Below are 13,244 nucleotides of genomic sequence, written 5' to 3'. Positions count from 1 at the left end.
CGCGCTGCTTTTGCCGATCACCGAACCGCTCACCATGACCTCTGACGCCGCTATCTCCCGCACTTTTTCCATCGGACTCACCGGCGGCATCGGCAGCGGCAAGACCACCATTGCCAATCTGTTCGGCGAACGCGGTGCCACGCTGATCGACACCGATGCGATTGCGCATCAACTGACTGCCCCAGGTGGCGCGGCCATCCCGGCTATCACCGCTGAATTCGGTCCCGATTTCATTGATGCCGCAGGCGCACTCGATCGCGCCCGCATGCGCGCCCATGTCTTCAGTGCGCCCGCAGCGCGCCATCGGCTGGAATCGCTGCTGCATCCCATGATCCGCGCAGCAACGGCAGAAGCCGCTGCCAGAGCGACCGGCTGCTATACGATTTTCGTCGTGCCGCTACTGGTCGAATCGGGTACCTGGAAACAGCGCGTCGATAGCGTTCTGGTAGTGGATTGCAGCGAAGCGACGCAAATCGCCCGCGTGATGCAACGTAGCAAGCTCAGCGCCGACGAAGTACGCGCCATCATGGAAGTGCAAGCCACGCGGGAACAGCGACTGGCGTGTGCCGATGATGTGATCGACAACGACGCCGACCACACTGCCGCCGGACATGCCCAATTACAAGCGCAAATCGACGCGCTACACGCCCGTTATCTGGCCCTTGCAGAAACAAAACGTCATAGGCATTTGTAATTTTCGGCTGCATGGGTCAGAATCACGTATCTGCTATTCCGTCTGATGCAAAGAATGTGTGCGGAATGTGTGCATAAGCGTCAAAAATTGCGCCAAAAGCAACACAAAAGATCCATACGCAGAACGGATGGCCTCGCTACCACTTTACAAGGGATGCAACTTTGATTGTCTACGAATACCCGTTCAACGAGCGTATTCGCACGCTGTTGCGGCTAGAAGATCTCCACGAAAGATTTGTGTTTTTCCTGAATCAGGAAAGCGCCCTGCAACATCACGTCGCCCTTTCCATCATTTTCGAAATGCTGGAAGTTGCCGGCCGTGCCGATCTGAAGTCTGATTTGCTTCAAGAGCTGGAACGCCAAAAGCAAGTGCTTCTGGCGTACCGATCCAATCCCAATGTCGAACCGGAGATGCTCGACGCCATCCTGTCGGATATTGACCGCGTCATTACTGGCCTCTCCGCATCGCAAGGGCGCACGGGACAAAACATCCGTGACAATGAATGGCTCATGAGCATACGCGGCCGCACCATCATCCCCGGCGGCGCTTGTGAATTTGATTTGCCCTCCTACTATGCCTGGCAACAGCGTCCCGCCCAGCAGCGCTATGCGGATATCGTCGCGTGGTTCGCGCCTTCTGCCACCTTGTTCGACGCCATCGGCATCGTTCTGCGCTTGCTGCGCGAATCGGGAATGGCCACGAAGATTGAAGCCGCCGCAGGCAGCTATCAGCAGATGCTGCAAGGTAAGGTGTATCAGATGCTGAGACTGGTGCTGGATGATGAACTGGGCGCCATCCCCGAAATTTCCGCCAACAAATACATGCTGTGGGTGCGCTTCACGTCTCAGGACGGTGACATGAAGCCCAAGGCATTTGAAGCAGATGTGCCATTTGAACTGGCCCTCTGCGGTTTTTGAAAGACACCATGGCTACCATCGTAGATTGCCCGACCTGCGCCGCCAAGGTGGAATGGAACGAGATCAACAAATTCCGCCCGTTTTGCTCGAATCGCTGCAAACAAATCGATCTCGGTGCCTGGGCGGAAGAAAAATACACAATACCGGCAGTCAATATGCCGACCGACGACGACAGCGATTCATCTCTTCAGTCTCTGCAATAACCCCCGCCTGAGTATCCCCTGTCGAATGGGTTGAATCGGTTGAATAGGTTGAATAGGTCGACTGGAACCTCAGCGGCCGCGCAACTGATCCAGCCAGCCAAGTAGCGGTATCGTTGCCGGCAGCAGCGGCTCCAGTCCGATACTGCCCTGCCAGGAAAAGGCCTGCCCCTCAAGGCTTTGCGGTTCGCCGCGCCACTCCCGGCTGATATAGAAATGCAGGCGCACATGGGCATGCGGATAAATGTATTCCACGCCGCACCAGGCTTCCGCCGACACCACTTCAATTCCCAACTCTTCCTGAAACTCGCGCTGCAAAGCGGCCAGAATCGACTCGCCCTTTTCCACTTTGCCGCCGGGAAATTCCCAATATCCGGCATAGGGTTTGCCGGGAGGACGCTGCCCGAGCAAGACGTCACCGTTCGGCTGCATCAGGATGCCGACCGCTACATCGACCGGAAGTGCCGCTGCATCACTCATGCCGAACGCAACTTGCCGGCGTAATCCTTGGCGAATTGCCAGGCCACGCGGCCCGAGCGCGAGCTGCGCTGCAAAGCCCAGCGCAAAGCGTCGCCACGCGCCTCTTCAATCTGCTGCGCAGTACAGTCGAAATGACGCAGCCAGTGCGCCACGATTTCCAGGAAGTCGTCCTGCTTAAAGGGATAAAACGTCACCCACAGCCCGAAGCGTTCCGACAGCGAGATTTTTTCCTCGACCGTCTCGCCCGGATGCAGATCGCCATCCTCGGTATGCTGATAACTCATATTGTCGGACAGGCGTTCCGGCATCAAATGACGACGATTGGACGTGGCATAAATCAGCACATTGTCCGATTGCGCAGAAATACTGCCGTCCAGCGCCACTTTCAAGGCCTTGTAGCCATGCTCGCCCTCTTCGAACGAGAGATCGTCGCAAAAAACAATGAAGCGTTCCGGCCGCGCCGCGACCAGATCGACGATATCGGGCAGGTCATGCAGATCGTCCTTATCCACTTCGATCAGACGCAAGCCGCGCTGCGCATACTGATTCAGGCAGGCCTTGATGAGCGAAGATTTTCCCGTCCCGCGCGCGCCGGTCAGCAGCACATTGTTGGCAGGCCTTCCTTCGACAAACTGTCGCGTATTGGTGTCAATCTGCTCCTTTTGGACGCCAACGTGCTGCAAATCCGACAAAGCGATCTGTGACACATGCGCCACCGGCTGCAAATACCCGTTGCTCGATCCCTTGCCGCGACGCCAGCGGAAGGCGACGCCAGCGTTCCAGTCCGGCGCATTGCCACTGGCGGGCAGCAAGGCCTCTACACGTACGAGCAAGGCTTCCGCCCGCAACAAAAATTGATCTAATGGATTCATGAACGGGAACGGGTTAGGACCGGTAATCGGCGTTGATCGAGACGTACTCGTGGGACAGATCGCAAGTCCAGACGGTGGCCGCAGCAGCCCCGCGCCCCAGCACTACGCGCACCGTGATTTCGCTTTGCTGCATCACGCGCTGGCCATCGGCTTCCTGATAATCGGGATGACGCCCGCCATCGCGCGCGACCCAGACATCATCCAGATATAAATTGAGCAGCGATACATCCAGATCGTCGACACCGGCATAACCGATCGCCGCCAGAATGCGCCCCAGATTCGGATCGGACGCGAAAAAAGCGGTCTTGACCAGCGGCGAATGCGCAATCGAATAGGCAATCTTGCGGCACTCCTCGACATTACGCCCACCCTCGACTGCCACGGTAATGAATTTGGTCGCGCCTTCGCCGTCACGGATGATTTGCTGCGCCAGATTCTGCGACAAGGCCTTCACTGCCGTTACTAATTCAGCGTACCCGGGGCTGTTCACACTCTCAATAACGAGTTCACCCGCGCCGGTGGCAATCAGCATGAAGGAGTCGTTAGTCGAGGTGTCGCCATCGATGCTGATGCAATTGAAGGATTGATCCGCCGCGTCTTTCACCAGTGTTTCCAGCAGCGCTTGTGGGATGCGCGCATCGCAGGCGACAAAGCCCAGCATGGTCGCCATGTTCGGCCGGATCATGCCGGCACCTTTGCTGATGCCGGTCAGCGTGACGCGTTGACCGGCGATGGTGAGGGTGCGCGAAGCGGCTTTGGGCTGGGTGTCGGTGGTCATGATCGCTTGCGCGGCATTGAACCAATTGTCGGCTTGCAAATGGGAGAGTGCTTGTGGCAAGCCGGCAATCACGCGCTCGACCGGCAGGGGTTCCAGAATCACGCCGGTTGAGAACGGTAATATTTGCTCAGGCGCGCAGCCGAGCAATTCTGCCAGCGCGACGCAGGTGGCCTGCGCTCGCGCCAGACCCTCTGCGCCCGTACCGGCATTGGCATTGCCGGTGTTAATCAGCAAGGCGCGAATCGGCGCGCCGGGGCTGACTTGCGCCAGATGGGTCTTGCACAGTTGCACCGGAGCGGCGCAAAAACGGTTGAGCGTAAACACACCGGCTACCGTCGCCGTCGGTGCCAGTTCCAACACCAGCAAATCCTTGCGACCGGGTTTGCGGATACCGGCTTCAGCATGGCCGAGCGTGATGCCGGCAACAGGCCGCAGGTCTGCGGCGATAGGGAGAGGGGAGTTAACGGCCATCGTGGCTTATCCGAAAAAGAAAAGGAGGCTCATTGTAAACGCATACGGCATCACGTCGAATGCGCGCTCCGGCACGCAGGCACGCCACGGCAAAAAGCTAATCCGGCGAGACGATTTTCAAGCCGATGATGCCGAGCAAAATCAACCCCAGGCAAGCCAGCCGCGCCGGGGCGGCCGACTCACCGAACAACACAATGCCCAAAATCACTGCGCCGAACGCGCCGATGCCCGTCCAGATGGCATAGGCCGTACTCAAGGGCAGCGTCTTGACCGCCAACGCCAGCAAGCCAACGCTAAGCACCATCGCCAGCGCAGTACCAATGCTGGGCCACAAGCGGGTAAATCCCTCGGTGTATTTCAAACCGACTGCCCAGGCGATTTCAAAGATCCCCGCCAATATCAACATGAGCCATGCCATAAGACACTCCCTTCGATGTTCCACCTTTCCAGTCCGGGCAGGACTGATCGAGCAGAACTCATACAAAAAAAACGGGGTGCTGCTCTCGCAGCACCCCATCGCTAACGGCGTTACCAGCCCGTCATTTTTTAGCCAGCCAATGCGCCTAGCTTACGAAAGCTTGCCGTGGCATTGCTTGTACTTTTTGCCGCTACCGCAAGGGCAAGGATCATTACGTCCCACCTTTGGCAGATCGCTGGCCAATACGCTACTTTCAGCTGCGCTGAAGGCCGTCGGCGCCAGCAATTCTTCCGGCGCGGCATCCGGGTCGAAATCGGCATGCTGGTAATTAAGGTTTTCCAGCTGGGCTGGCGTCAGTCCCTCTTCGGCTGCCACCACATCGTCCGGGCTGTCGATCCGAACCGCCATGACGATTTTGACCACTTCATTTTTGATCTGGTCGAGCATCTGCCCGAACAGTTCGAAGGCTTCGCGCTTGTATTCCTGCTTAGGATTTTTTTGCGCATAGCCGCGCAAATGAATCCCCTGACGCAAGTGGTCCAGCGCTGCCAGATGCTCGCGCCAATGGCTATCGATACTTTGCAGCATGACGCTGCGCTCGAAACCGGCAAACGATTCGCGGCCTACGATGGCAATCTTGGCCTCGTAAGCGGCAGTCGCTTCGTCAAATACGCGCTTGAGCAGCTCCTCGTCGCTCAGGTTGGGCTCCGCTTCCAGCATGGCGCTCAGCGCCACCGGCAATTGCCATTCGCCTGCCAGCGTCTTTTCCAGCGCGGGGATATCCCACTGCTCCTCAACCGATTCTTCCGGCACATAGGTACGGAAAATATCGGTCAGTACGCCTTCGCGCAGCGAAGTAATCATGCCCTCGACGCCGTTGTCTTCCAGCAATTCATTGCGCTGTTGGTAAATCACTTTGCGTTGATCGTTGGCGACATCGTCGTATTCCAGCAATTGCTTGCGGATATCGAAGTTGCGCGCTTCCACCTTGCGCTGCGCTGATTCGATAGAGCGGGAAACGATGCCCGCTTCGATCGGCTCGCCTTCCGGCATCTTCAGCCGATCCATGATCGCGCGTACGCGGTCGCCGGCAAAAATGCGCAGCAGGGCGTCGTCCAGCGACAGGTAGAAACGGGAAGAACCGGGATCGCCCTGACGTCCTGAACGGCCGCGCAACTGGTTATCGACGCGCCGCGATTCGTGGCGCTCGGTACCGATGATGTGCAAGCCGCCGGCCTTCACCACATGCTCGTGCAGCGAATGCCACTCGTCACGCAGTGTTTGCGCCTGTGTCGCTTTATCGGCATCGCTCAACGCCGCATCGGCTTCGATGATCTGAATTTGCTTTTCGACATTGCCGCCGAGCACGATATCGGTGCCGCGACCCGCCATGTTGGTCGCGATCGTAATCATCTTCGGCCGTCCGGCCTGGGCGATGATTTCAGCTTCGCGCGCATGTTGCTTGGCATTGAGGACGTTGTGCGGCAGTTTGGCGGTGTCGAGAATGCCGGACAGCAATTCGGAATTCTCAATCGAGGTAGTCCCCACCAGCACCGGCTGCCCGCGCTCGTAGCAATCCTGGATATCGACCAGCATGGCCTGATATTTTTCCTGCGAGCTCTTGTAAACCTGATCCTGACGATCCTTGCGGGCGCTGATCCGGTTCGGTGGAATGACGACGGTTTCCAGGTTATAAATTTCCTGGAATTCGTAGGCTTCAGTGTCGGCCGTACCGGTCATGCCCGACAACTTGCCGTACATGCGGAAATAGTTCTGGAAGGTGATCGATGCCAGCGTCTGATTCTCGTTCTGAATCTTCACGCCTTCTTTGGCTTCGACAGCCTGATGCAGGCCATCCGACCAGCGACGTCCGGTCATCAGGCGGCCGGTGAATTCATCGACGATCACGACTTCGCCGTTCTGCACCACGTAGTGCTGATCCTTGTGATACAGCGTGTGGGCGCGCAATGCGGCGTACAGGTGATGCACCAGCGTGATGTGGGTGGCGTCGTACAGCGAACCACCTTCGGCCAGCAGACCCATGCCGGCCAGAATGGACTCGGCCTTTTCATGGCCCGCTTCGGTCAACAGCACCTGATGCGATTTCTCATCCTTGGTGTAATCGCCGGGGACTTCCACCGTACTCTTACCATCCGGCGTTTCTTCACCGATCTGCAAGGTCAGCAGGGGCGGCAGCGAATTGATCTTGTGATACAGGTCGGTATGATTTTCGGCCTGTCCTGAAATGATCAGTGGCGTCCGGGCTTCATCGATCAGAATCGAATCGACTTCATCGACAATGGCAAAATTCAGTTTGCGCTGCACGCGGTCGCTGCGCTCGAACACCATGTTGTCGCGCAAATAATCGAAACCGAATTCGTTATTGGTGCCGTAGGTGATGTCGGCGGCATACGCCTGCTGTTTGAGGTCGTGCGCCATTTGCGACATGTTAATGCCGGTCGTCAGGCCCAGCCAGCTGTAAAGCTGCCCCATCCATTCGGCATCGCGCTGCGCCAGATAGTCATTGACCGTGACGACGTGCACGCCGTCGCCGGACAAGGCATTCAGATAGGCTGGCAGCGTCGCCATCAGCGTCTTGCCTTCGCCGGTACCCATTTCGCCGATCTTGCCGTAATGCAAGGCCATGCCGCCCACTAACTGGACATCGAAATGGCGCATTTTCAGCAAGCGTTTACTGGCTTCGCGACACACGGCAAAGGCTTCCGGCAGCAGCGCATCGAGCTTTTCGCCCTGCGCCACGCGTTGCCGGAACTCTGGGGTCTTGGCTTTCAATTCATCATCGGACAGGAGTCCGATAGCCGGCTCCAGCGCATTGATGGCGCGAACGGTTTTTTGATATTGCTTGAGCAGCCGCTGGTTGCGGCTGCCGAAAATCTGGGTCAGTAATGACATGCGAGGAATTTTATAAAAGCGCCGGAAAACGATACTGCACAGTACAGTGCTTGTACGATGCGGCAGCGGACGAAGGGCAAGCAAACGACGATTTTACCATGAGGACACCCTCCCTCACAGGCCGCAGAAACGCACTACGAGTATGCGGGCTAACGCCGCACGAATTCCGGCAAAGCCTTGCCGGGACTGCCGCCCAGCGCCAGGAATTTCTTGGGGTCCTGCGCCACGCCTCTGATCCGCACTTCAAAGTGCAAATGGGGGCCGGTAGAACGGCCGGTGGTGCCGATATCGGCGATATGCTGGCCGCGACTGACGATATCGCCGACCTTCACAAACAGCGCCGATGCATGGGCGTAACGGGTCATGATGTCATTGCCGTGGTCGATTTCCACCATGTTGCCGAACTGCGGGTGATATTCCGAAGCCATCACTACGCCGGCGGCGGCGGCATAGATAGGCGTGCCTACCGAGGCGGGAAAATCCAGACCTTCGTGAAAAGCATTGCCGCCGGTAAAGGGATCGAGACGCCAACCGAAACTCGATGAGTTGTAGCCGACATTGACCGGTTGCTTGGTCGGCAAGAGCCGGGTTTTGATTTTGTCGCTCATCAAGGTGGTTTCGACCACATTCATGTAATCGGAGCGGCGCGAGACATCCGTTGCCAGCGCATCCAGCAATTTTTGCATCTCGCTGATACCTGGCACCACGGCGGGCGTTGTAGATGAAGCACCGCCACGTCCCGGCATTTTTTTGAAATTGAACTCTTCCGGCCGCACGCCGGCCAGCCCTTGCACCCGCTCACCCAGTGCGTCCAGTCGTATGAGCTGGGCTTGCATTTCCCCGAGCTTGATCGCCATGAGCGTCAGGTTTTCCTTCACGTACTTTTCTTTGCGGTCGCCGTCCTGATTGACCGAGAGACCCAGCACATTGCGTAAGAACGGAGCATCTCCGGTAGCCGCCCGCCGCAATACTGCGTAGGTCAGCACGCTCGACAAACCCATCAACACCGTAATGAGCAACAGCAGAAGCAACAGAATATGTCGGGAAGCCAGCGTAATGGAACGCGAGCGGGAAAACCGAGGGTGCATCACAATGATTTGCATCGTTATTCCTCAGCCGTTTCGGTGGACGGCCCCTTGCGGCAGCAGACGTTCACAGCACACCTCAGACCGCTGATAAACGCCCGAATATGATAAGGTTGCTCAATGATGCAATCCTCCCCTTTTCTTCCCCGGCGTCAAAGCGGCTCATCTGCGCATGTGAAGCAGCACAAGCCGAAAGACGCATCGGATTTTTTACGCGCACATGACGGCATGGCCTCGCTCATGCCGGCCATCGTGCGTCTGGCGGCACTGCAAAAAGACTATGCCGCCGCGCTGCCTGCAATGTTTTCTTCTTGCGACCCGCTGCAACTGGAAGATGGCCAACTGGTTCTGTCGGCACCGAACGCGGCACTGGCCACCAAACTAAAACAACAGCTGCCGAAATTGCAGGAACATCTGCAAAAGCGAGGCTGGCAGGTTAACGCAATACGTATCAAAGTACAAGTTGCCAAAAACCGCGTTCCGACGCCACCGCACACGCCCTTGCAACTGCCTGCAAACGCGCTGACAGCGCTCTCCGGCTTGAATCAAATGCTGGAAGACACGCCCCGCAATCAAGCCTTGAAATCGGCCCTGGCTGCGCTGGTGCGCCATCACCTTGTCCCCACCGAGACCATAGCCTGACAAGCTTGCCCCTGCCATACCGCGACCATCAAACAAACCGTATTTCATACCCTTCCATTTAACGAGTCTTAAATGGGTAGCGATACGCCTGCTTAATTCAGCGCCCACTCCTGCTCTGCTTGCGCGACGTAGGTAGGCGGCGCTCCCTCAGGCGCATTGAAACTGACGATCTCATAAGCATCCGGCTGCGCCAGCAAGGCTCGCAACAACTGATTATTGAGCCCGTGCCCGGATTTATGCGCGACATACGCCGCCAGCAAAGGATGGCCGATCAGGTACAGATCGCCGATCGCATCCAGCATCTTGTGCCGCACAAATTCATTTTCATAGCGCAAGCCATCGGCATTGAGAATACGGTATTCATCCAGCACGATGGCATTTTCAAACGAACCGCCTCGCGCCAATCCCATACCGCGCAGTGTTTCCACATCCTGCATAAAACCGAAAGTACGGGCCCGGGCGATTTCTTTCACGTAAGACTCAATCGCAAAATCCACTTCCCCTGTCTGACCAGTCGTATCCACGGCAGGATGGTTGAATTCAATGAAAAATTTCAGTTTCAAACCCTCATACGGTTCGAGCCTGGCCCATTTTTCTTTATCGCCCTCACCTTCCCGCACTTCGACCATGCGCTTGACGCGGATGAATTTGCGCGCAGCGGACTGCTCCTGCAATCCGGCTTGCTGCAACAAATAAACGAACGACGAAGCCGAACCATCCATGATGGGAATTTCTTCAGCGGTCAAATCGATGACCATATTGTCAATTCCCAGACCAGCGCAGGCGGAAAGCAAATGCTCGACGGTCGACACTTTGGCACTGCCCACACCCAACGTCGACGCCATGCGGGTATCGCCGACAATGTGGGCCGAACAGGGGAATTCGACAATCGGCACCAGATCAATGCGGCGAAAGACGATGCCAGTATCGACTGGTGCGGGGCGCAAGGTCAGTTCTACCCGGGTTCCGGAGTGCAGCCCGACACCGACAGTGCGGACTAATTGTTTGATAGTGCGTTGTTTTAACATGCGCTCATTATCCCGGAAAATCACCTGCACTGTCCTGCTGATACGGATGATTGTCTGCGGCAACAAAAAAGCGGCCCGCAAGCCGCTTTTTCTCATTCACTGCGAAGCAAAACTCCGCAGGATCTGCTTAGCCCAGCTGCGCCAACAATGTTTCTGCAGTCGACACATCAAACTTGCCTGCCGCTTCCACATTCAATTGTTTGACCACGCCATCAACCACCAACATCGAATACCGCTGCGAGCGAATGCCCATGCCACGATCCGTGAAATCGGCATCCAGACCCAGCGCCTTGGTATAGATCGCGCTACCGTCACCCAACAAACGGACGATACCGACGGCCTTTTGCTCGCGACCCCATGCGCCCATGACAAAGGCATCATTGACTGCCAGACACCAGATTTCATCGACGCCCTTGGCCTTGAATTGATCGGCATGCTGAATATAGCCGGGCAAATGCTTAGCGGAGCAGGTCGGCGTAAACGCACCCGGCAGCGCCAAAATGGCAATGGTCTTGCCCTTCAGCGCAGCGGCGACGTTCACCGCATTAGGACCGAGCGCGCACCCTTCGGTAGCGATATCGATAAATTCAGACAGAGTACCTTCAGGCAAGCGTTCGCCGATTTTAATAGTCATGAGGAAATTCCTTGATTCAGATGAGGGACTTAATGAGGGGCATAACAGCGCCCGGAAAATGGAGCAGATACAAAAACGCTGCGAATTAACGCAGCGCATAAGAGCAGTATGCCCGTTTTCAACGACCCCCGCTGCACCGGCCTAAAGTACACCGATAACGACGACCGATTCCAACCAATCTTTTGAAGATCCTCTAATTAAGAGTAGCGCGTGGCACAGAGTCGGAGCAAAAACATAGTCGTTTGAATACGACGAGCTACTCAACCCTTAATACTGCATGCGGTAATTTCACCGTCCCCACCCACCGCACCGGAACCGCTGAGTAAGCGTAGCGAGCGGCGCAAGGTCAGGATAAGAAGCGCAACCGTACTTGAGTACGGTGAGCATCGCAGTCCTGAGATTGCCCCGCGCAGTTGCTTAATCAAATCGCACCGCACGGTAATTTCACCGCCCCCACCCACCGCACCGGAACCGCTGAGTAAGCGTAGCGAGCGGCGCAAGGTCAGGATAGGAAGCGCAACCGTACTTGAGTACGGTGAGCATCGCAGTCCTGAGATTGCTCCGCGCAGTAGCTTAATCAAATCGCACCGCACGGTAATTTCACCGCCCCCACCCACCACACCGGAACCGCTGAGTAAGCGTAGCGAGCGGCGCAAGATGAGGACAAGAAGCGCAACCGTACTTGAGTACGGTGAGCATCGCAGTCCTGAGATTGCCCCGCGCAGTAGCTTAATCAAATCGCACCGCACGGTAGTTTCACCGCACCCCACCCACCGCACCGGAACCGCTGAGTAAGCGTAGCGAGCGGCGCAAGGTCAGGATAAGAAGCGCAACCGTACTTGAGTACGGTGAGCATCGCAGTCCTGAGATTGCCCCGCGCAGTAGCTTAATCAGCGGTTCCCTTAGTCGGCTTGTTTACGGAGGAAGGCCGGGATGTCGTAGGTTTCCATGCCATTCTTTTCCAGCGCACGCACGGTGTCGGAAGCCGACTCGCGACGCCAGACTGCAGGGGCCTTCATGCCGCCCAATGATGTACCGACGTGCGGGTTACCGCTGGTGCCGGCCATGATTGGCTCATTGTGGGTACCCGTGCGCAACATCGGTGCTTGCACCAGTTGCACCGTCTTGCGCGATCGGCCAAGGCCAGTTGCCACGACGGTCACGCGGATATCGTCACCCATGGAGTCGTCATACGCAATGCCTTGCGCAATCGAGGCATCAGCGGCGGCAAAGGCGCGAACGGTGGCCATCACTTCCTTGATTTCCTTGCCCTTCAGATTGCGGCTGGCCGTCACATTGACCAGCACGCCGCGCGCGCCGGACAGATCGATACCGTCCAGCAGCGGCGAAGCAACCGCCTGTTCGGCTGCGACGCGTGCGCGATCGACGCCGGAAGCCGTGGCCGTACCCATCATCGCTTTGCCCTGCTCGCCCATGATGGTCTTGACGTCATTGAAGTCGACGTTGATATGACCAGGGACATTGATAATTTCCGCAATCCCCGCCACTGCGTTGTTGAGCACATCATCCGCATGGCCCAGCCATTCGATCATGCTGTCGTCTTCGTAGATCTCTTCCAGTTTTTCATTGAGGATGATGATCAGCGAATCGACGTGCTGGCCGAGTTCTTCCAGGCCTTTGTCAGCGATGTCCATGCACTTCTGACCTTCGTAGGAGAAGGGCTTGGAAACCACTGCCACGGTCAGCGCGCCCAGTTCCTTGGCGATTTGCGCAATCACTGGTGCAGCACCGGTTCCTGTGCCGCCGCCCATGCCAGCTGCGATGAAGACCATGTGCGCGCCGCGCAAGGAATCTTCGATGCGGCTACGGGTTTCTTCTGCCAGCTGACGGCCGATATCCGGCTTCATCCCTGCGCCCAGGCCGGTTTCGCCGATCTGAATGACGTTGTCCGCCTTGGACGATTTCAATGCCTGCGCATCGGTATTGGCGACGATAAATTCGACGCCCGATACACCTTTGTTAATCATGTGCTGCACCGCATTGCCGCCGGCGCCGCCAACACCAACGACTTTGATAATGGTGCCGAGTGCGGCGTTATCCAACATATTTATTTCCATGACGATGACTCCTTAATAATGTTGATGCAGCTTG

13 protein-coding genes are annotated in these 13,244 nt (G+C 57.0%); 4 read left to right on the top strand and 9 right to left on the bottom strand.

Annotation, left to right across the window (positions count from 1 at the left end; all coding sequences use genetic code 11):
• The first annotated feature begins 34 nt into the window (after positions 1 to 34).
• The 3 genes from coaE to yacG all read left to right on the top strand — a co-directional run bounded on the left by coaE (position 35) and on the right by yacG (position 1,814).
• Positions 35 to 694, top strand: coding sequence for a dephospho-CoA kinase (coaE, locus tag RGU70_RS04070; RefSeq protein ID WP_322208121.1), 660 nt, complete (start codon positions 35 to 37; stop codon positions 692 to 694).
• Between the two features lie 161 nt (positions 695 to 855).
• Positions 856 to 1,611, top strand: coding sequence for a cell division protein ZapD (gene zapD / locus RGU70_RS04065; protein WP_322208120.1), 756 nt, complete (start codon positions 856 to 858; stop codon positions 1,609 to 1,611).
• An 8-nt stretch (positions 1,612 to 1,619) separates the two neighbouring features.
• A complete protein-coding gene (gene yacG, locus RGU70_RS04060; protein ID WP_322208119.1) occupies positions 1,620 to 1,814 on the top strand; it encodes a DNA gyrase inhibitor YacG in 195 nt (64 codons plus the stop codon).
• Between the two features lie 69 nt (positions 1,815 to 1,883).
• Here the strand turns inward: yacG and RGU70_RS04055 are convergent, their stop codons facing one another.
• From RGU70_RS04055 to RGU70_RS04030, 6 genes are all read right to left on the bottom strand, one after another.
• On the bottom strand, positions 1,884 to 2,291 hold the full coding sequence (locus tag RGU70_RS04055; protein WP_322208118.1) for an NUDIX domain-containing protein: 408 nt from the start codon (positions 2,289 to 2,291) through the stop codon (positions 1,884 to 1,886).
• Positions 2,288 to 3,163, bottom strand: a complete 876-nt coding sequence (locus RGU70_RS04050) for an ATP-binding protein (protein ID WP_322208117.1) — start codon at positions 3,161 to 3,163, stop codon at positions 2,288 to 2,290. Before RGU70_RS04050 ends, RGU70_RS04055 begins: the two co-directional genes overlap by 4 nt.
• A gap of 13 nt (positions 3,164 to 3,176) precedes the next feature.
• Positions 3,177 to 4,412, bottom strand: a complete 1,236-nt coding sequence (gene argJ / locus RGU70_RS04045) for a bifunctional glutamate N-acetyltransferase/amino-acid acetyltransferase ArgJ (protein WP_322208116.1) — start codon at positions 4,410 to 4,412, stop codon at positions 3,177 to 3,179.
• Between the two features lie 97 nt (positions 4,413 to 4,509).
• Positions 4,510 to 4,830, bottom strand: a complete 321-nt coding sequence (gene sugE, locus RGU70_RS04040) for a quaternary ammonium compound efflux SMR transporter SugE (RefSeq protein ID WP_322208115.1) — start codon at positions 4,828 to 4,830, stop codon at positions 4,510 to 4,512.
• A gap of 150 nt (positions 4,831 to 4,980) precedes the next feature.
• Positions 4,981 to 7,743: a preprotein translocase subunit SecA gene (secA, locus tag RGU70_RS04035; RefSeq protein ID WP_322208114.1), complete on the bottom strand. Its 2,763-nt coding sequence runs from the start codon at positions 7,741 to 7,743 to the stop codon at positions 4,981 to 4,983.
• A gap of 149 nt (positions 7,744 to 7,892) precedes the next feature.
• Positions 7,893 to 8,846: a M23 family metallopeptidase gene (locus RGU70_RS04030; RefSeq protein ID WP_322208113.1), complete on the bottom strand. Its 954-nt coding sequence runs from the start codon at positions 8,844 to 8,846 to the stop codon at positions 7,893 to 7,895.
• Positions 8,847 to 8,948: 102 nt separating this feature from the next.
• Here RGU70_RS04030 and RGU70_RS04025 point away from each other — a divergent pair, with 102 nt between their 5' ends.
• A complete protein-coding gene (locus RGU70_RS04025; protein WP_322208112.1) occupies positions 8,949 to 9,470 on the top strand; it encodes a DciA family protein in 522 nt (173 codons plus the stop codon).
• 92 nt (positions 9,471 to 9,562) lie between these two features.
• Here RGU70_RS04025 and lpxC read toward each other — a convergent pair whose 3' ends face one another.
• The 3 genes from lpxC to ftsZ all read right to left on the bottom strand — a co-directional run bounded on the left by lpxC (position 9,563) and on the right by ftsZ (position 13,210).
• Complete coding sequence (gene lpxC, locus RGU70_RS04020) at positions 9,563 to 10,498, bottom strand: UDP-3-O-acyl-N-acetylglucosamine deacetylase (RefSeq protein ID WP_322208111.1); 936 nt, start codon at positions 10,496 to 10,498, stop codon at positions 9,563 to 9,565.
• A 127-nt stretch (positions 10,499 to 10,625) separates the two neighbouring features.
• The gene (locus RGU70_RS04015) at positions 10,626 to 11,132 is read right to left on the bottom strand and encodes a peroxiredoxin (protein ID WP_322208110.1); all 507 of its coding nucleotides are present in this window, start codon (positions 11,130 to 11,132) and stop codon (positions 10,626 to 10,628) included.
• 902 nt (positions 11,133 to 12,034) lie between these two features.
• Complete coding sequence (gene ftsZ, locus RGU70_RS04010) at positions 12,035 to 13,210, bottom strand: cell division protein FtsZ (protein WP_322208109.1); 1,176 nt, start codon at positions 13,208 to 13,210, stop codon at positions 12,035 to 12,037.
• Positions 13,211 to 13,244: the final 34 nt, after the last annotated feature.

This window comes from Herbaspirillum sp. RTI4 (genome assembly GCF_034313965.1).
Lineage (GTDB): Bacteria > Pseudomonadota > Gammaproteobacteria > Burkholderiales > Burkholderiaceae_D > Herbaspirillum.
Note: the sequence above shows the minus strand (reverse complement) of the source record. Positions and strands in the feature narration are given on the sequence as shown.